Genomic DNA, 18,442 nt, shown 5'->3' with positions numbered 1-18,442 from the left:
ACCGCCTCTACCGTCTGTCGGTCGCCTTCCCGTACATCGCCGGGTCGTTCGCCGGCGTACTGCTCATGGTCTGGATCGTGCTGGGAGGTGCCTCGTGAGCCGCATCGTCGTCGTCGGCGGCGGGATCGGCGGCCTCACCGCCGCCGCGCTCCTCGCGCACGCCGGCCACCGCGTCACCCTGCTCGAGGCCTCCACCGAGCTCGGCGGCAAGAGCCGACGGATCCAGCTGGGCGAGGACCGCATCGACACGGGGCCGTCGTTGATGACGTTCCCGGCGGTGTGGGACGAGCTGCTGCGACGGCTCGGCGACGGCGGACCCGCCGCCGACCGCGCCCGCGACGACGGGCACCTCGACCTGGTGCGGATGCCGGAGGTGGGCCGCTACTTCTACAACGACGACGAGACCTCCCTGCCGGTGGCCCGCGGTCACCCCTGGTACGCCGCCTGGCGACGGTTCTCCGACCTGCACGCACCCCTCGCGGACGACGTGACCGAGTTGCTGCTCGCCGACCCCCTCGACCGAGCCGCCCTCCCCGCTCTCCGGAGGCTGTTGGCCGTCTACGGCTCCCGCCTCACCACGCGCGCGTACCTCGACGGCCTCCCCTGGCTGCCCGACGGGCTGCGCGAGGTGATCGCGATCCACACCCTCAACGCCGGCGTGTCGCCCGCACGCACGCCGGCCCTCTACGCGAGCATGCCGGCGATCATGGCGGAGACCGGGGCATGGGTGCCGCGCGGTGGCGTCTACGAGATCGTGCTCGCGCTGGGTCGGCTGGCCGAGGCGGCCGGGGTCGACGTCCGCACCGGCGAGGCCGTCACCCGCATCGAGCGCGGATCGGTCACGACCGATGTGGGTCGTCACCCCGCCGACCTCGTCGTCAGCGCCCTGGACGCCGATCGGCTCACCACGCTGATGGGTCCGTCGCGGGTCCCCACGCTCCCCCGTCTGCGCCCCCGCGCCCTCTCCTGCTCGGCCATCGCCCTGTACGGCGTGCTGCGGGAGGAACTGCCGGCGGACCTCGCCACGCACAGCGTGGTGCTGCCGACGAAGCCCGCCGCGCTCCACCGCAGCCTCGAGGCGGGCGACGAGCCAGCGGACACCATGGTGTTCGTCAACCAGTACCGCGCGGGCGAGGTCTACCCGAACCCGCGCAGCACCGTCGGCATCCTGCTCACCGCCCCCGCCGACGGCGGTCACTACACGGCCGAGCACCCGTTCGTGCGGCGCGAGGTCGACCGCGTCTCACGTGCGATGGGGCTCGACCGGCCGATCACCGACCTCATCGACGAGCAGACGGTGCTCGACCCGCAGTACTACGGCGGCGGCGGCGAACCCCACGGCGCGCTCTACGGCGCGGCGCGTCCGCCGTGGCTCAGCGGGCCCTTCCACCGTCCCTCGTACAACGACCCCTGGCGGCCGTGGCTGTGGCGCGTCGGCGCGTCGGTGCACCCCGGCGGCGGTGTCCCCGCCGTGGTGGGCGGCGCGATGATCGCGGTGAACCGGCTGCTGAAGTCGACCCCGGTCTGACACGGGGGCGTCAGACGGGCCCTACGGCTCCACGCCGACGACCGCCTGCGTGATCGCGAGCGGCCTGCGCGGTCCGAGGTACCGCTTCGCCGTCGCGACGCTCGGGTGCACGCCGTCGCCCTTCCCGGTGCCGGCGACCCAGCCGTTGTCGATGCGGCGCACGGACGAGGACGGGTCCACCCATCCCCGTCCACGACCAGGCGTTCGACGCCTGTGTGACGCTGTCGTCGGCGAACGTGTACGACACCGGAGCGGCGGCACGGGCGGCTGCGGGCGTGGCGTCGGGTGCGGTCCCGTTCGGCAGGACCGCCACCGTCGCGACCGTGGCGCTGACGAGGACGGCGCAGAGGAGCCCGAGGAGACGGGGCGGAACCGTTCGGGGCACGGTGGAGAACCCAGCGGATGCCGCGATGGCACCCGTCTGGGACGATCAGAGCATGCCCACTGACGGACGACCCCTCGCACGCCTCGGCTTCCTGACCATCGGGACCTTCGACCCGGCCCGCCCCGCTGCCGGTCACGAGGACACGCTCCGCGTCATCGAACGCGCCGAGGCGCTCGGCCTCGACAGCGCGTGGCTCCGGCACCGGCACCTGCAGCACGGCGTCTCCTCCCCCGTCGCGGTGATGGCGGCCGCGTCGCAGCGCACCAGCTGCATCGCGCTCGGGACGGCCGTCACCCCGATCGGCGCGGAGAACCCGTTCCGTCTCGCCGAGGACCTCGCCACCGTGGACGTGCTCCTCGGCGGACGACTCAACCCGGGCTTCTCCGTCGGGACCCCGATGAACTTCGACCTCTACCGCGAGGCGATCTACCCGGACACCGCCGAGCACGAGGACCTCGGCAACGCCCGGCTCCTGCGCTTCCGGGACCTGGTGCGCGGCGACGCGGTCGTCCCCGTCGCCGAGCGGCGCGGGTTCGAGGAGTTCGCCACCGGAGTCCAGCCGCACAGTCCGGGGCTCGTCGACCGGCTCTGGTACGGCACGGGCAGCACGGCGTCCGCGGTCTGGGCGGCCCGCAACGGGTTCCACCTGCTCACCTCGAGCGTCACGCGGAGTGAGATCGGGACCGACTTCGCCGCGAACCAGCGCGCCCAGGTCGACGCCTACCTCGACGCACACCCCGACCCGAGCACCGCGCGCGTCTCCCAGGGCCTCGTGGTGATCCCGACGGACACGGCCACCCGGGAGCAGGAGGCGCGGTACCGGGCCTACGCCGAACGCCGCGCCGGCCGTGTCGGTGTCCCGACGGGTCCGGCGGGACTGTTGTTCGCCGCGGACCTCGTCGGCTCGTCGGTCGAGATCGCGGACCGGCTGCGCGCCGACGCGGGGTACCAGGTCGCCACCGAGGTCGCGTTCGCACTGCCGTTCTCGTTCGAACCCGACGAGTACGCGCAGATCGTCTCGGACATCGCCGAGCGACTCGGGCCGGAACTCGGGTGGGCGCCGCACGACAGCGGTCTGGCGGCACCATGACGTCGAGCACCACGAGTCGAGGGGCTCATCGCGCAACGGCGACCACACAGCAAGGCCGCTGACGGGAGCGCAGCCACAGACCGCTGAACGAGCGCGACGCCCTACGAGGAGGACGGTGCCACCTCAGGGCAGTGGCCTGGTGAACGCGGCGACGAGGAGCAGCGTCACGCCGACGAGGAGGAAGGGCACCCCGCCGAACGCCAGGAAGGCCGCGCCGAACGGGAAACTGCCACCGACCGCCGCCGAGATCACGAGGATGGCCCAGCCCGTGCCGGAGATGATTCCACCGATGGCGGCGAAGACGGCACCGGTGATGGTGATGGGGCGTCGAGCGGTCATGTACGCAGGGTATGCGGTGGAGGAGCGGTACCGTCGGCGGGTCCGATGCGGCGAGCGGGCCGGAAGCGAACCCCGAGCTCTGCTTGACTGGGCAGCATCGAGCGGGATTCCGGACGTCGTGCCGCATCTGCCGCCCGACGAGCACGCCACGAAGCACAGGGGGACCACCGATGGCCACACTCACCGCCCGGGAACGAGACCGCCGCGCCAACCGGTACCTCCTCGGGACCATCGCCGTCGTCGCAGTCATCACCTCGGCCGTCCTGCACCGGCCGGTGCTGAGCAGCGATCCAGTGGCGTTCTGGTTGCCGACGGCGGCCGGGCTCGCGTACGGATCCGGGTTGTGGTTCCTCGGCGAGCGGCAAGACTCCAAGTGGCTGTCGAACCTGACCTGGGCCGGATGGCTCGTCGTCTTCTGGGTCCTGCTCTGGACGAAGGTCGTCTCCGGCCCGGCGTGGTTCCTGGCCGTCATTGCCGGCGGCCTCGCGGTGACGGCTGCGTTCCCCCGGAAGACCAAGCCGTCGAAGGTGGACAAGGTGCCGCTGGCGGCAGCGAAGCCGTGGTCAGGGTCCGATGTCACCGCAGAGCCCACCACCCACACGTTCGGACGCCGCACCGTGCCCGCAGTCACCATCACCACCCGGGACGGCGCCACCCGCTTCCGTGTCTCCGAACTCGCGGGTTTCTTCGACAAGGAGACGGACACGGTGGAGTCCATCCCGGGAGAGCGGCTGACGTTCCTCACCCGGGTCGGCGTCGCAGCGCCCGATTCCGTCATCGGCGAGGCGACAGCTGGTCTGCCAGATGACACCCTCGTGCTCATCGACGAGAAGGACGATTCCCGCCCGGCCGCAGTGATCGTCGACGAGGACGCCGTGACGTTCGAACACTGGGTCCGCACGCTGCCGGAGGACTGACCGATGGCGCTCGGCGGTCGGTGCGCTTCGGTACGGTCGACTCGTGACGGGGGAAGCAACGAGTGTGGTGCGTGGTGAGCGCCCGGTGACGGTCCGCGGGAGCATGATCACGCCGATCGCGTGGACGGCCCTCTCTGCAGGCGTGTTCGCGACGGGGCTCTGGCTGGCGTGGAGCCGCGACGTGTTCGGGGCAGCTGTGTTCACCCGTGTGTGGACGAGCGGGATGCTGCTCCTCGTCGGCACGTTGGCGCTCGTGTCGTCTGTCAGCGCGCTGTTCGCCGGGGTGCGGGTGTTCCCGGACCGGCTCGAAGTGACCCGTGGGATCTTCCGGACGCAGGTCATCAGGCCCGGTGAGCTCGTCCACTTCCGCGCCTCGGGGAAGGGCAACACCGTCATCAGTGGTGTGACCGCTCGCGGGCGCGGATTCACGACGGACCGGTACCACCGTCACCACGACGTGCTCGTCGGATGGTTGGAACAGAACGCGGCCGAGCCGTGGGCGGAGTTCTCCGACTTCTTCAGCAAGCTCACCGTCCAGACACGACCTCGGCCGGTGTACCGCCTGTTCACCATGGTGCTCATCGTCGGCTTCTTCATCGTCTCGCTGCTGATGTGCCCCGGCTTGTGGGTCGCTGTCGCCTACGACGACGCACACAAACAGCAGGTGACGTGCACCATCACCGCGGCTGAAGCCGTGACGGTGTCGAACCGCTCGACGAGAGGCATCGGCTCGTCCCACCCGGCTGTCGCAATCGACACGTCCGAATGCGGTCCGCTGACACTGTCCCGCGGCGTCGACTCCGAGAATCAGGACGCCGTCGCCCGCACGCTGAACCGGACGGAGGGCCCGCACGTCTTCACGGTCGGCGGCGGCTCGTTCTGGTTCCGAACGCACACCCCGTGGCTCCGCTTCGTGCCGGCACCGACGATCTACAGCGTCGACGGGGTCGGCTGAGTCCGAGTCGATGGCCATCGGAACGGCACCTCGGGTGCGAGTGCGAACGCGGCGTTGATGCCGTACTCGTCCGTCCTGACGATCCCAATGGTGTTGCTCGCGTTCCATCGGCCGCTGTTCCTCTGTGCGCGGAGCCGACGCCTCGAGCTCCCCCGTGGCACAGGTGGAGAGCCCCGGACCGGGTCCCGCTGTACGCGCTCAGCGGGCCGGTGCAGGCCCACTTCGACGACCACCAGGTTCGCCGTGTTCGCGCACCATCCACCGCGGAGGTCCACCGCACCGCTGTTGCCGCCCGGGACCGACTGTTCCGCCGTCGGCGGTCCTGGTGCGCCGCGACGAAGCGGAACCGGACACGTACGCGTTGAGGAACGCGCACGTCATCCGTCAGCCGGGAACATGGGTGGAGGCCCTCCTCCCCGGAGTCGAGTACGTCGGACCAGTCGGCCACTGACCGTTCGGGCGCATCGGCACGAGTAGCCGTGTTGTCCGGTACCGTCGTCGGCTGGAGGGGGAAACGATGAGCGACGACATCAACACGTGGGGTGGCACAGCGACGAAGACTGCGGCGAAGCCGTTGTTCGTCGCACGGCGTCCGCGGTGGCAGGTATTGATGTGGCACGTCATGGGGTGGGGACTCATCGCCACCGGTGTCATCGGTGGGCTCTCCGACGTCCTGTCCGGGAAGCCTGACGGGTGGACGAGCTTGGGGTTCTTCCTGTTCTTCTTCGGTGGTGGTGGGCTGTTGTGCCTGCTGCTCGCAGCAGCGCTCGACGGCTCCCGGGTTCATGGGTACGACCAGCACCTGGATGTGCGTGTCGGCCTCGGGAAGTTCCGTCGCGTCGACGCGGACGACATCGCCGTCCTCAGATTCGGATCGCAGTCCAACGGAGGGCCGACGTTCTACAGCCTCACCGGCTGGAACGAACGGCGGAAGAAGCTGTTCATGGTCTTCACCGGGTACCGCGGGTACCAGGAGTTCACCGCGTGGCTCGCTGAACGCCGGCCGGAGCAGTGGGCTGACTGCGAAGCCGCCGGGCTGCCCGGGTAGCAGCCCGCCCGTCATGCGGCGCCCGGCACAGGGCCCGCATGAGCCGAGACAGCACGACGCCGACGGCCACCGTCTGCGAGCTCCGCCGAGCACAGTTCCAGCAGCTCCCGCTTGTGGTGCGACTCGGGGAGTGAGCCGTCCACGTTCGTTCTCGGTACTCACCGATGGGACCGCGTCGAGGAACGCCTCCCCACGATCTCGCTACGTGACAGCGGTCCTCGCAAGGCCAGCCACCGACCCCGGCAACACGTAGGCTCACCTTCGAAACGGGCAAGGGGACGCGATGCGGAACAGGTGGGTGGTCGCGACAGCGGTCGCCGCGGCGACACTGCTGACGGCGACGGGCTGCTCGTCATCGTTCTTCGAGCCGATGGCGGACCCTGTCGGGTCCTGGAGGATGACGACAGCGGACTGGGACAGCACCATCGACCTGCGAAGCGACCACACCTTCACCGCGGAAGGCGTCCCGCAGAGCGTCGCCTGCACGCACGATCTGCCTGCCAGCAACCCTGACGAGTGTCAGGGCAGCTATCCGGTGGCCTTCTCCGGCACGTGGAAGCTCGTCGAGAACAACCCGATCGAGATCTTCTTCTTCGACGGGGACACCCTCGTCATGAGTGGCGTCCGCAGCGGGAAGACGCTCGGCTTCTGGGTCGGCGACCGGGAGCGCCCCGAACCGACGTACGAGTACGTCCACGACTGAAACCGCGACACGCCGAACCGGCTGCTCACTCTTCGGGGTGGGCACCGGTTCGTCCTTCAGCCGGCGAACGCTGCTGCCACAGGCTGCACTTCGGAACCACGGCATGGACGGGACACCTGCCCCTCGGACAAGAGCGCTACCCGCTGCGCACAACGATGCTCGGCAGATGGTTCCATCACGAGTTCCGACAAGCGGTCACTTCCGGGAAAGTCGCGGCACACAGAAGCGGCGCGGATGATCATGTTGACTTTCGTGTCGGGTCGTCGCCGAAGTAGCTGACGTAGAACGTCGGCCCCGTGCGGCCGCCGTCGTAGGTGACCTGCGTCCACGAGCTCTGACCGCGGTCGCGCCGCGGCGTGTGATCTCGTACTTCGCCCACACTCGATCAGCGTTCTCGAGCACTTCCCGCGGGGTGACCTTCGAGGTGCTGGTGAGGTCCACCTCCTGCCGTTCGCCGACGTCAGCGGTGGTGAATCCGGCGATGTCCGGTTGGAGCAGACGGAGTACCCGGTGAGCTCACCGAACGGCTCCGGCCGGGACGCACCCTCGTCGTAGTGGTCCTTCCACTGCGACAACCCGCCGTTCGCTTCCATGAACGCGTTCACGGCTGCGATGGTGCGGTCGTCCTGCTGCACCGCTTCACCTCGCGAGGCAACGTACGGCCGGTCGCCCTGGCAGGCGCGGAAGGCGAGAGCGATGATGACGAAGATGACCGCCACGAGGATGAGTCGCCCGATGGTGCGGCAGCGCCGTGCAGCGCGCCCCTCGACAGTGTTCCCCGACACGGTGTCTCCCCCTCGATCGAGCATGCCAGAGGCCGGCAGCTGGCGGACCGTCACAACCGCGGTCCGCCAACCAGGTCGTCCGGGTCGGTCGGCATCCACCTCGCGGTCGTGCAGATGGCGACCGGCACAGCGCGAGCCGCGCCGACAAGTGAGCACGTTCGACTTTCGTCCTGGTGGGCGATACTGGGACCGAACCAGTGACCTCTTCTGTGTCAGGAAAGCGCGCTACCGCTGCGCCGATCGGCCAGATGAGTTCCGCCGGAGCGGAGTCGACGTGGGCACGACGTAACCGCCCGTCACTCTCCGTTGCCCTGCATCTCAGCGGCGTCCCCGTCGAAGCACACCGACACCCCGGTGATGCTGTACCGCTTCGGATTGGCGAGGAACGAGACCGAGTAGACCTCGTCGCTGGTGCCGTCGACCCCGAGGAGGGGTTCCTCTCCGCCGCTCTCGTACCGCTCGGTCGTGATCCCCTCCCGCTTCCAGTGGTCCTCCATCATGGCGCTGTCCGACGCCGGTTCGCCGGTGTCGAGCCGGTCGACTACGTACGTGTAGGCCGCACCGCGGCCACCGCCTGTCTTCGAGCAGACTCCGACGGCGGGGCCGCTCCTGACCTTCCAGTCACCGCCGAGAGCGGCCGCCGACTTGTCGACAACGTCCACGATGGTCCGCTTCGCATCGTCCGCGGTCGTGGCAGGACCTCCTTGTGTGCATTCCACGAGTACCGTCACCGCGAGCACCGCGACGACGAAGCCCATCGTCGATCGTGCTCGTACTCCCACTTCGATCATCTGTCGAACCACTCTCCGAACGGGAAGAGGACCATCCGCTCGTACGGCGTGAGGCCCTTCGGGACATAAGGGGTCTTTCTGTCCTGCTGGCCCGTCGTCGCGAGGGCGACATTCCGGAGAGACTCGGTGCCACCATCGAGGTATCCCGAGTCTCCGGCGTGCACGTTGTGGGACGCGACGCGCTCGAGTTCTCCGGTCCCGTCAGCTCGGAAGGTGGTTGCCCCGAAGCTCGGCTCGGTCGGGTCCTGCTTGTGGCCATCACTCAATCCACGACCGATTCCGGCGAGAGGATCTCCCTGCCCGAGCTCCTGGAGCAAGACGTTCCGAACTCCCATCCATGCAACGACGGCGTGGCTGTCCTCCGGGCCCGGCGACGGACGTTTGCTCGTCGAGCAGGTTCTGTCCCGCGGTGGCCCAGTCCGCCATCGCTGGCTGTACGGGGCGACTCGGGCCGGGTCCACGAAGTGCCAGAAACGTAGCGAGGGCCGAGCAGACGCCGGCTGCCGAGAACGACGAAAGCCCCCGGTCTCCCGGGGGCTTTCGTTCTGGTGGGCGATACTGGGATCGAACCAGTGACCTCTTCCGTGTCAGGGAAGCGCGCTACCGCTGCGCCAATCGCCCAGATGAGTTCCGCCGGAGCGGACTGGAGGTGGGGACGGGATTCGAACCCGCGTGGACGGCTTTGCAGGCCGCTGCCTCGCCTCTCGGCCACCCCACCATCAAGGTCCACGTCTGGCGTAGTACCCGATCGGTGGGATACCTCTTCTGGAGAGTTGCTGTCTTCCGGAGAAGACAGGCACCTCGAGCGGATGACGAGATTCGAACTCGCGACCCTCACCTTGGCAAGGTGATGCGCTACCACTGCGCCACATCCGCATGGTCTGACCTGAGTCACACCGGTGTTGTCCGACCCGCTCTCGCGGCGACTCGTAAACTGTACCCAGATCACGCTGTTTCTCCAAAACCGGTTCCGTCAACCGGGCGTGTCCCCCGGAGCGATGCGGATCGGCGGGGTCTCCACGGGCCTCCCGGCCGGTCTGGCCGTGAGCGACGCGCGCGACCGGCGACGCGTGTTCGGAGCACAGCCCGACATCCGCTACTATCGATCCGCACGCAAGTGCAGGGGGCGATTGGCGCAGTTGGTAGCGCGCTTCGTTCACACCGAAGAGGTCATCAGTTCGAGTCTGGTATCGCCCACGTGCCCGTCCAGGGCCGGAAGAACACCCCGAAGAGCCCGACGCAACCGCGTCGGGCTCTTCGCATCCCACGACCTCTTCGCATCCCGCGACCCGTCCGACCACCAGGGGCACCATGACCGACGTCGACCTCGAGTTCGCCAGGGTCAGGCAGGTGCTCGACCGGCCGACGCTCCGACTGATGTCGCGTCCGACGAGCGCGGCCGTGGTCTCGGTCTTCCGCACGGTGTTCGACCGTGACGTGCAGTACGTCCCTGCCGAGCGGATGCACCTGCAGGTCGAGGAGCACGTCGCGCGCCTGCAGGCGACCGGTGCGCGGGTGCCGGCGAGCGACTCCCCCGAGGGCGAGGTGTCCCGGCCCAACGGTCGGTCCCTCTGCCGCGAGTGGGTGGCCGCACAGTGGCTGGTGCGCTCGAACTCCTCGGACGGCGACGAGCAGTACAGCCTGACGAGCCACGCCCTCGAGGCGCTCAGCCTGATCGACGCCCTGTCCGCCGAGCGGGCCCTCATCAGCGAGAGCCGTCTCGCGATGATCGTCGACGCCGTGCACCGCTGGGCAGACCGGGCCGAACCGGACCGGGACGCCCAGGTGCGACGCCTGGACGCGCAGATCGCCGAACTCCAGGCCGAGCGTGACCGTCTCGCCCGCGGCGACGAGGTCGTCACGGTCGACGAGGACCGGATGCGTGACGGCTACGCGAACATCACCGACCTCATCCGGCAGCTGCCGAGCGACTTCAAGCGGGTCGAGGAGGCGGTGGCGACCATGCACCGCGAGATCGTCGAGGACTTCCGGCAGGAGGTCCGCCCGATCGGCGAGATCCTCGACGACTACCTCGCGCGCACGGACAACCTGATGGAGTCGACGCCGGAGGGCCGGGCGTTCCAGGGCGCGTTCGAGCTCCTCCGTGACGACGCCCTGCTCCTGCGGCTCCGCGACGACATCACCACGATCCTCGAGCACCCGTTCGCCGCCTCGCTCAGTCCGACCGAGCGCCGGACCTTCCGCGGCACGGTCGGCATCCTCCGGCAGGGCATCGAGGACGTCCTCGCCCAGCGTCGGATGCTCACCGCGACGCTCCGTGACCAGATCGTCGCCCACGACGTGGTGCGGGACCGCGAACTCGACGCGGTGCTCCGCTCGGTGAACCGCGGCCTGGCGGCGTGGATGGACGTCAGCTCCGCCCGGGACCGCGTCCCGCTCGGCCTGCTGCCCCCGTCCGCCGCCGTCGGCACGCTGCGTGAGAAGTTCTACGACCCGGACGCCGAGTCGGTGCCGCCGCCGATCGAGGAGCCGGACGACGACGTCTTCGAGGAGATCGACGTCGAGTCGCTGCGTCGACACGGCGGCCCGCTCCTCGCCGAACTCCGGTCGGTCCTCGACGCCTCCACCGCCGGATCGAGCGTCGAGGCGTTCCACGAGCTGCCACCCGACCAGCGTCGTCCCGTCGAGCTCTTCGGGCTCGCGCACCTGCTCACCGGACACGACGACTTCGAGGCCGGCACCGAGACCGCACCGCACCGCACGGTCCGGCCGGACGGCGGACCGGTCACCTTCCACATGCCGACCGCCGCGCTGCCCCATCAGGGCCGGACGGCACACCCCGACGACGAACCCGGCCAGGAGGCACGGTGACCGACACGACACCAGCACCCGTCGACGACGAGGTCGCGTTCGAGGACGCCTCCGGCGTGTTCGTCGACGAGCTCGCCGAGCGCGACGAGAGCACGTTCGCCCTCTTCGAGGGTGACGAGGGCCGACTCGACGAACCGCAGCGTCGGGCCCTGGTCGCGCTGCTCCGGCACCCGTACGTGAGCGCCCGGACGCACGTCGACGAGTGGCGTGCGGTCCTCGACGCGGAGCACCAGCTCCGCTCCCGCCTCAACGACCTGTTCCTCGAACTCCACGTCGACCGCGACCGCGAGGTGGCCTTCAAGCGGCAGGCCCGATCGGAGAGCACCCGTCGTGGCTTCCCGACCCTGCTCCGCGACGCCCCGTACACGCGCGAGGAGACGATCGTCCTCGTCTACCTGCGGATGCGTCTGCGCGCCGACGCCCGTCCTGGGCCCGACCAGGTCGTCGTCGACCGGTCCGAGATCCTCGGGCACGTGTCCGGCTTCCGCCCCGCGACCGCGACCGACCGCACCCGTGACGAGGCCCGCGTCGCCAAGGCCATCGAGCGCCTGGTCACGGCTCGGGTGTTGTTGAAGACCACCGACCCGGACCGCTTCCGGGTCGCGAGCGTCGTCGAGGTGTTGCTCCCGCTGGAGCGTCTCGTCGAGCTCGACACCTGGCTGCGGACCGCGGCCACCGGCGGCGGTGAGCCGACCGACGGGGCCGGGACGAGCCTCCCGGCCGGTCCGACGGGGGCGGACGTCACCGGCGACGGCGACGTCGAGACCGACGCCCGCACGGACGCCGACGACAACGAGGAGGACCGCGCGTGAGCACCGTCGACGTCGACACCACCGGGATCCCCGCGCTGTTCGACACCGTCGCCCAGTGGCGGGCCGAGTCCATGCAGGTCGTCAACTGGGGCGGCTTCCAGGGCCACCGTCACGTCGAACTGTCCGGCACGGCGACGCTCATCTCCGGCGCGTCCGGGACCGGCAAGTCGACGCTCATGGACGCATACCTGGCGGTGATGATGCCGTCCGACGTGCCGTTCAACGGTGCCTCGAACGACGCGACGACGGGACGCGCCCGCAGCGCCGACCAGCGCAACCTGCTGACGTACCTGCGCGGGAAGGTCGACACCCGCCGCGACCCGGAGACGGGTGCGCTGCAGGACGTCACCCTGCGCGGCGAGGAGCAGACCACGTGGGGCGCGGTCGCGGTCACGTTCCGGAACGACGACGAGCGCCGCTTCACGGTCCTTCGCGCGTACATCGTGCCGCGTCGTGCCCGGGGCGTGGCGGACATCCAGATGACCATGGCGACGGTCGACGACGTGTTCGACCTGCGGCGGCTCGAGGACTTCGTGCCCTCCCGGTTCGCGCACCTGGAACTCACCGGGCGGATCCCGGGGCTCGTCATCCGCGACACGTACCAGGAGCTCGCGTACACGCTGCAGACGCGCCTGGGCATCGGTGACTCCGGTGGCGGCAACCGGGCGATGCGTCTCCTCGCCCGGATCCAGGCCGGGCAGCACATGCCGACCGTCGACGCGCTCTACAAGTCCCTGGTGCTCGAGACGCCCGGCACCTACGAGGCAGCCGACCGTGCCCTCGCCCACTTCGCGGCGCTCGACGAGGCCTACGAGGCGATGGACACCGAGGAGCGCAAGGTCCGCATCCTCTCCCCCATCACCGACCTGCACGACGAGATCGAGCGGTCCCGGGCCGCGGCCGCAGCGCTCGACGGCATCGCCACCGGCGCCGACGTCTCGCCGTTCGCGCACTGGACGGCGTCGCGGAAGCGCGAACTGCTCGACCTCGAGGTCGAGCGGAACGCCCGCGAGCGGACCGCCACACGCGCCGAGGTCGAGGCGGCGTCCGCCCGGCACGCCGCCGTGGAGGTCGAGCTCCGCGACGCCGAGGCGCGGCTCCGGGACTCCGGCGGCAACGCACTCGCACAGCTCGAGGACCGCATCGACCGCGGGACCCGCGAGCGTGCCGCCGTCGCCCGCTCCCGCGAGGTGTTCGACGAGCGCACCGCACCCCTCGACGAACCGGTCACCACCGAGTCGGCGTTCACCGAGGCGCAGCGGGCGAGCCACGAGTTCCTCGGCACCTACGCCGCACGACGTGACGAGCTCGACGCCCGGCGTGACGCCCTGACCCGTGAGGAGTACCCGCTCCTCGACCGTGAACGGACCCTGCGCCAGGAGCGCCGGTCGCTCGAGCACCGCCAGGGCGCCATGCCGCTGCCGATGCACGAGGCGCGGGTCGCGATGGCCCGGGCCGCCGGACTCGACCCGGCGGACGTGCCGTTCGTCGCCGAGCTCCTCGACGTGCTGCCGGCCGAGGAGCAGTGGCGCACCGCCATCGAGTCCGTGCTCGCCCCGGTCGCCCGGACCCTGCTCGTCGACGAGGACCGGCTGGACGACTTCAGCGCCGCCATCGACGGCCTCCGTCTGCCCGTGCGTGTGCAGTTCGAGGGCGTGCCGCTCGGCCCGCACCTGGACCTGCCCGGCGACCGCGCCATGGTGTCCGGGAAGCTCGCGATCAAGGCCTCGCCGTTCAGCACGTGGGTGCGGGAGCGCATCGAGTCCGACCGGATCGACGCCCGCTGCGTCGCCGACGCCGCCGAGCTCGGCGGCGGCGGCCGTCGGGTGACCGTGTCCGGCCAGCTCCGCGACGGCCGTCGCGGTGCACACGGCGACCGACGCCAGGCGAACGTCATCGGGTTCACGAACGAGTCGCGGGTCCGTGCCGTGGAGACCGAGCTCGCCGAGATCGCGGCGGACCTGACCGCCCTGGAGGCCCGGCGCACCGACGTCGCGCAGGACCTCGCCGCACTCGACGTGCTCCGGGCAGCGCACCAGCACCGCGTCGACGTCACGTGGGACGCCGTCGACGTCGCCGGTGCCGACGCCGCCCTCGCCCGCCTCGAGGAGGAGCGCCACGCGCTGCTCGCCGCCGACGACGGACTGCGGACGCTCCGCGAGTCCGTCGCCCGCCTGCGCGCCGCGCTCGACGAGGCCGCCGACCGACGGTCCGCCGCGCGGCTCGGCGTGAAGCGCCTGGAGGAACGGCACGCCGTGCTCGTGGACGGTCAGGACGCGGCCGCCGAGATCCTCGAACGGTTCGCCGACGCACCGGACCGGCTGCCGGACGAACAGCAGGAACGCCTGCTCGCCGAGGCGTTCGACGAGGTCGGCGCCCCCGACGGGGTGGACGGGTTCGACGACGCGACCAGACGTCTCCGCCGTCGCCTCGAGGAGCGACTCGCACAGGCGCTCGACGGCGCCGCGACGGCGTCGGTGGCGCTCACCACGACGTTCGAGCGGTACCAGGACGCCTGGCCGGACCCGAACCTGGGGACCGGGGTGGCCTCGTACCCGGACTACCGCGCGATCCTCGACCAGATCGTCGCCACGGGCCTCCACGCCCGGCGGAGCGAGTGGCGCCGTCGGCTGTCACAGTGGAGCGGCGAGGACCTCGTCCCGCTCTCCGGCGCGTTCGACCGCGCCGTCGTGGAGATCGAGGAGCGGCTCGAACCCGTGAACGAGATCCTCCGCGACCTGCCGTTCGGGGCGAACCGCGACCGGCTGAAGATCGTCATCCGCCGCGTCACCCGCGAGGACGTGACGCAGTTCCGCAAGGAGCTCCGCGCGCTGTCGGCATCGGTCGACGCCGAACTGACCGACGACGTGCTCGAGACCCGCTTCCGGCGACTGCGGCGGTTCATGGGCGTCATCCGGCGTGACCCGGAAGCACCCCGAGGCCGGACGACGCAGCGCGACGCCGTGCTCGACGTCCGGCGGCACATGGAGATCACCGCGGTGCGCTACGACGTCGAGGGCAACGACCTGGGCGTGTACTCGTCCCTCGGCGACAAGTCCGGCGGTGAGACGCAGGAGCTCGTCGCGTTCATCGTGGGCGCGGCCCTGCGGTACCAGCTCGGTGACGAGACCCGGCCCCGGCCCCGGTTCGCCCCGGTGTTCCTCGACGAGGCGTTCATCAAGGCGGACTCGGAGTTCGCCGGTCGTGCGGTGACGGCATGGCTCCGGCTCGGCTTCCAGCTCGTCGTCAGCGCGCCGCTCGACAAGGTCACGGCGCTCGAGCCGTCCATGGAGCGCCTGCTCTCGATGCGGAAGCACCCGGACACCGGGTACTCGTCCGTGACCGAGATCCGTCGGGCCTGACCGAGGTCCGGCGGGGTCGGCGGAGGTCTGGCGGGCTCCTCCGGGGCACGCGGCGGTAGGGTCGTCGCGTGTTCGGACGTCGTGACCCCCGCCCCGCTGCCCCTGACGCGTCCGGCGTGCCGGACCTGCCTGTGCTCGGCATCGGGGCCGTCGTGCGGGTCGTGCCGTCGGACCGCGGCGAGCAGTGGGCGGACGAGCCGATCGGGCTCATCGTCGCGCCGGGCGGCGCCCAGCTCGCCGGGTACGCGGGCGCAGGGGTCCGGGTGGCGTGGGTCGTCGAGTTCGACGAGCCCGCCTACACGACGGACGGCCGCGGCCCCTTCGAGCGCGCGACCGTCCAGAGTCGTCAGTTGGTCCCGGTCCCGATGGACCCGGTGACCGAGCCGGTGGACGCCGGAGCGTCCTGACCGGTCAGCAGGATCAGTACTCTTCGGAGCCGGCCTTCATCATCGCGGCGGCCGCCATGCAGGTGCCCACACCACCGATGACGCCGATGCCGATGATGATGCCTGCGATGAGCTCGAGCATGGGGTGACTCCTCGTGGTCCGGGGCCGGTGTGGCTGCGTCAAGGCTACCGGACGCCGGACGCCGGGCATTGGAGGGTTCCCACCATCGGGACGAGGCGACGCCGGGTGGTGTTTGTGGGGCGGCACGGCGGTCATGTCATGTGCAACACGGGTGCCTACGCTGGTGGGGTCGGACCGCCGTGGCAGTGGCGCGGTCCGGAACCGCGCAGTCCAGGAGGCACCCGATGGTCGACACCGCACCGAGCCGCACCAGCAGCACCACCGCCGGCAGCACGATCCGCACCAGCACCGGTGGGGTCAGCGCGCCGAAGGCCGACGCGACCGGGGACACCGCAGCCGGGACGCCCGCGGGCGGCACCGACACCGACGTCCGCATCGACGTCGACCTGCTCGCCGAGCACCTGCTGGGCCGCTGGGCCGAGGACCGCCGCATCTCCCGCCGTCTCGTCCGCGACCCCGCGCTGCACAAGATCGAGGGGCAGCCCCTCGCCGAGCACCGTGCGCGCACGCTCGAGCAGCTGCGGATCCTCGTCGACGCCGGCGCGATCCAGCGTCCGTACCCGCCGGAGTTCGGCGGCCAGGACAACCACGGCGGGAACCTGGCGGCGTTCGAGGAGCTCACCGTCGCGGACCCGTCGCTGCAGATCAAGGCCGGGGTGCAGTGGGGGTTGTTCGGCTCCGCGGTGCACCATCTCGGCACCGAGCGCAACCACCGCGAGTTCCTGCCCGGCATCATCGAGTTCGACGTGCCCGGGTGCTTCGCGATGACCGAGACCGGGCACGGTTCGGACGTCCAGAACATCGCCACGAGCGCGACCTACGACCCGGAGACGCAGGAGTTCGTCGTGCACACGCCGTTCCGCGGTGCGTGGAAGGACTACATCGGCAACGCCGCCCTGCACGGCAAGGCCGCCGTCGTGTTCGCCAAGCTCGTCACCAGGGGCGTCGACCACGGCGTGCACGCCTTCTACGTCCCGCTGCGCGACGACGCGGGTGCCTTCCTGCCCGGCGTCGGCGGCGAGGACGACGGCGTCAAGGGCGGTCTGAACGGGATCGACAACGGCCGGCTCTGGTTCGACCACGTCCGGGTCCCGCGGACGAACCTGCTCAACCGCTACGGCGACGTCGCCGAGGACGGCACGTACTCCTCCCCGATCGACTCTCCCGGGCGCCGCTTCTTCACGATGCTCGGCACCCTGGTGCAGGGACGTGTCTCCCTCGACGGCGCCGCGGTCGTGGCGCAGAAGATCGGGCTGCAGATCGCCCTGACCTACGCCATGGAGCGCCGTCAGTTCCCGACCGGCGACGGCCAGGAGGGGGTCCTGCTCGACTACGGCCGCCACCAGCGCCGGCTCATCCCCCGCCTGGCGACGGTGTTCGCCCAGTCGTTCGCCCACGAGAAGCTGCTGCAGACGTTCGACGACGTCTTCAGCGGCCGGCAGGACACCCCGGAGCGCCGGGAGGACCTCGAGACGCAGGCCGCCGCCTTCAAGGCCATGTCGACCTGGTCCGCCCTCGACACGCTGCAGGAGTGCCGGGAGGCGACCGGCGGTGCGGGCTTCCTCGCCGAGAACCGGATCACGGGCCTCCGTGCCGACCTCGACGTCTACGTGACGTTCGAGGGCGACAACACGGTGCTCCTCCAGCTCGTCGGCAAGCGTCTGCTCACCGACTTCCGCAAGGCCGCGCCGCGCGACGCGGCGTCGACGGCGAAGTTCGTCGCCGCGCAGGTCGGGTCGAAGCTGGCGGACGCGACCGGTCTGCGCCGACTCGGGCAGACGGTGTCCGACCGAGGGTCCCTCGCGGCCTCGGTCGCGGACCTGCAGGACCCGGAGACGCAGCGCGCCCTGCTCGTCGGTCGGGTCGAGACGATGGTCACCGAGATCGGCATGCGCCTCCGCACCGCCGGCAAGGACCGCGCCCGCGCCGCCGTGCTGCTGAACCGCTCGCAGCACGAGTTGATCGAGGCGTCGAAGGCGCACGCGGAACTCATGCAGTGGGAGGCGTTCACCGAGGCGATCGACGACGTCCCCCCGGGCGACACCCGCACGGTGCTCGTCTGGCTCCGCGACCTGTTCGCGCTCGGGCTCGTCGAGCAGCACCTGGACTGGCACCTGCTGCACGGGCGGATCTCGGCGCAGCGGGCCCGGGCCGTGTCGGCGTACGTGGACCGGCTGGTCGCTCGACTCCGTCCGGTGGTGCCGCAGCTCATCGCGTCCTTCGGGTACGAGCCGTCGCACGTGCGCTCGCCCATCGCGAGCGGTGCGGAGCAGGCACGACAGGACGAGGCCCGCGCGTGGTACGAGGCCGAGCGCGCCGCCGGACGGCTGCCGGAGCAGGAGAAGAAGCCCCGCCCCTGATCGGCGG

15 protein-coding genes and 4 tRNA genes are annotated in these 18,442 nt (G+C 70.7%); 12 read left to right on the top strand and 7 right to left on the bottom strand.

Features of this window, described 5'->3' with window-relative positions:
• Positions 1–94 precede the first annotated feature (94 nt).
• Positions 95–1,528, top strand: a complete 1,434-nt coding sequence (locus tag DEJ32_RS01630; protein WP_110900107.1) for an NAD(P)/FAD-dependent oxidoreductase — start codon at positions 95–97, stop codon at positions 1,526–1,528.
• A gap of 21 nt (positions 1,529–1,549) precedes the next feature.
• On the opposite strand, the gene DEJ32_RS16100 is transcribed toward DEJ32_RS01630, so the two are convergent.
• A complete protein-coding gene (locus DEJ32_RS16100; protein ID WP_181420552.1) occupies positions 1,550–1,690 on the bottom strand; it encodes a hypothetical protein in 141 nt (46 codons plus the stop codon).
• A 275-nt stretch (positions 1,691–1,965) separates the two neighbouring features.
• On the opposite strand from DEJ32_RS16100, the gene DEJ32_RS01625 reads away from it, so the two are divergent.
• Positions 1,966–3,003 carry an LLM class flavin-dependent oxidoreductase gene (locus tag DEJ32_RS01625; protein WP_110900126.1) on the top strand — a complete coding sequence of 346 codons (1,038 nt, stop codon included), beginning with the start codon at positions 1,966–1,968 and terminating at the stop codon, positions 3,001–3,003.
• A 123-nt stretch (positions 3,004–3,126) separates the two neighbouring features.
• Here DEJ32_RS01625 and DEJ32_RS01620 read toward each other — a convergent pair whose 3' ends face one another.
• On the bottom strand, positions 3,127–3,342 hold the full coding sequence (locus tag DEJ32_RS01620) for a hypothetical protein (protein WP_110900106.1): 216 nt from the start codon (positions 3,340–3,342) through the stop codon (positions 3,127–3,129).
• Between the two features lie 170 nt (positions 3,343–3,512).
• Here DEJ32_RS01620 and DEJ32_RS01615 point away from each other — a divergent pair, with 170 nt between their 5' ends.
• The 4 genes from DEJ32_RS01615 (at position 3,513) to DEJ32_RS15950 (ending at position 6,965) form a co-directional block, all read left to right on the top strand.
• On the top strand, positions 3,513–4,259 hold the full coding sequence (locus tag DEJ32_RS01615; RefSeq protein ID WP_110900105.1) for a hypothetical protein: 747 nt from the start codon (positions 3,513–3,515) through the stop codon (positions 4,257–4,259).
• Between the two features lie 43 nt (positions 4,260–4,302).
• A complete protein-coding gene (locus tag DEJ32_RS01610; protein WP_146234055.1) occupies positions 4,303–5,214 on the top strand; it encodes a hypothetical protein in 912 nt (303 codons plus the stop codon).
• 517 nt (positions 5,215–5,731) lie between these two features.
• On the top strand, positions 5,732–6,262 hold the full coding sequence (locus DEJ32_RS01605) for a hypothetical protein (protein ID WP_110900103.1): 531 nt from the start codon (positions 5,732–5,734) through the stop codon (positions 6,260–6,262).
• Between the two features lie 397 nt (positions 6,263–6,659).
• Positions 6,660–6,965 carry a hypothetical protein gene (locus tag DEJ32_RS15950; protein WP_181420551.1) on the top strand — a complete coding sequence of 102 codons (306 nt, stop codon included), beginning with the start codon at positions 6,660–6,662 and terminating at the stop codon, positions 6,963–6,965.
• 1,081 nt (positions 6,966–8,046) lie between these two features.
• On the opposite strand, the gene DEJ32_RS01590 is transcribed toward DEJ32_RS15950, so the two are convergent.
• The 5 genes from DEJ32_RS01590 to DEJ32_RS01570 all read right to left on the bottom strand — a co-directional run bounded on the left by DEJ32_RS01590 (position 8,047) and on the right by DEJ32_RS01570 (position 9,417).
• Positions 8,047–8,508, bottom strand: coding sequence for a hypothetical protein (locus DEJ32_RS01590; RefSeq protein WP_110900101.1), 462 nt, complete (start codon positions 8,506–8,508; stop codon positions 8,047–8,049).
• Positions 8,509–8,537: 29 nt separating this feature from the next.
• Positions 8,538–8,858 carry a hypothetical protein gene (locus DEJ32_RS01585; protein ID WP_146234053.1) on the bottom strand — a complete coding sequence of 107 codons (321 nt, stop codon included), beginning with the start codon at positions 8,856–8,858 and terminating at the stop codon, positions 8,538–8,540.
• A 229-nt stretch (positions 8,859–9,087) separates the two neighbouring features.
• Positions 9,088–9,162 (bottom strand) — tRNA-Val (locus tag DEJ32_RS01580).
• Between the two features lie 23 nt (positions 9,163–9,185).
• Positions 9,186–9,259, bottom strand: a tRNA-Cys gene (locus DEJ32_RS01575).
• Between the two features lie 86 nt (positions 9,260–9,345).
• Positions 9,346–9,417, bottom strand: a tRNA-Gly gene (locus DEJ32_RS01570).
• Between the two features lie 248 nt (positions 9,418–9,665).
• Between DEJ32_RS01570 and DEJ32_RS01565 the strand changes: the two genes are divergently transcribed.
• The 6 genes from DEJ32_RS01565 to DEJ32_RS01540 all read left to right on the top strand — a co-directional run bounded on the left by DEJ32_RS01565 (position 9,666) and on the right by DEJ32_RS01540 (position 18,435).
• Positions 9,666–9,738, top strand: a tRNA-Val gene (locus DEJ32_RS01565).
• A gap of 114 nt (positions 9,739–9,852) precedes the next feature.
• Entirely contained in the window at positions 9,853–11,373 is a 1,521-nt protein-coding gene (locus DEJ32_RS01560) for a DUF3375 family protein (RefSeq protein ID WP_110889783.1), read from the top strand.
• On the top strand, positions 11,370–12,185 hold the full coding sequence (locus DEJ32_RS01555; RefSeq protein WP_110900099.1) for a DUF4194 domain-containing protein: 816 nt from the start codon (positions 11,370–11,372) through the stop codon (positions 12,183–12,185). Before DEJ32_RS01560 ends, DEJ32_RS01555 begins: the two co-directional genes overlap by 4 nt.
• Entirely contained in the window at positions 12,182–15,547 is a 3,366-nt protein-coding gene (locus DEJ32_RS01550; protein WP_110824896.1) for an ATP-binding protein, read from the top strand. Before DEJ32_RS01555 ends, DEJ32_RS01550 begins: the two co-directional genes overlap by 4 nt.
• Before the next feature lie 68 nt (positions 15,548–15,615).
• On the top strand, positions 15,616–15,954 hold the full coding sequence (locus DEJ32_RS01545) for a hypothetical protein (protein ID WP_146234052.1): 339 nt from the start codon (positions 15,616–15,618) through the stop codon (positions 15,952–15,954).
• A gap of 345 nt (positions 15,955–16,299) precedes the next feature.
• Complete coding sequence (locus tag DEJ32_RS01540; RefSeq protein WP_110900097.1) at positions 16,300–18,435, top strand: acyl-CoA dehydrogenase; 2,136 nt, start codon at positions 16,300–16,302, stop codon at positions 18,433–18,435.
• Positions 18,436–18,442: the final 7 nt, after the last annotated feature.

Origin of the sequence: Curtobacterium sp. MCPF17_046 (assembly GCF_003224295.1) — a bacterium.
GTDB lineage: Bacteria > Actinomycetota > Actinomycetes > Actinomycetales > Microbacteriaceae > Curtobacterium.
This window is presented reverse-complemented; position numbering and strand designations above follow the sequence as displayed.

Excerpts from the sequence above, each read along its gene's own strand:
- DEJ32_RS01540 (WP_110900097.1), top strand. The coding sequence starts at position 16,300 with ATGGTCGACACCGCACCGAGCCGCACCAGCAGCACCACCGCCGGCAGC.
- DEJ32_RS01605 (WP_110900103.1), top strand. The coding sequence starts at position 5,732 with ATGAGCGACGACATCAACACGTGGGGTGGCACAGCGACGAAGACTGCG.
- DEJ32_RS01590 (WP_110900101.1), bottom strand. The coding sequence starts at position 8,508 with ATGGGCTTCGTCGTCGCGGTGCTCGCGGTGACGGTACTCGTGGAATGC.
- DEJ32_RS01615 (WP_110900105.1), top strand. The coding sequence starts at position 3,513 with ATGGCCACACTCACCGCCCGGGAACGAGACCGCCGCGCCAACCGGTAC.
- DEJ32_RS01620 (WP_110900106.1), bottom strand. The coding sequence starts at position 3,342 with ATGACCGCTCGACGCCCCATCACCATCACCGGTGCCGTCTTCGCCGCC.
- DEJ32_RS01625 (WP_110900126.1), top strand. The coding sequence starts at position 1,966 with ATGCCCACTGACGGACGACCCCTCGCACGCCTCGGCTTCCTGACCATC.
- DEJ32_RS15950 (WP_181420551.1), top strand. The coding sequence starts at position 6,660 with ATGACGACAGCGGACTGGGACAGCACCATCGACCTGCGAAGCGACCAC.
- DEJ32_RS01560 (WP_110889783.1), top strand. The coding sequence starts at position 9,853 with ATGACCGACGTCGACCTCGAGTTCGCCAGGGTCAGGCAGGTGCTCGAC.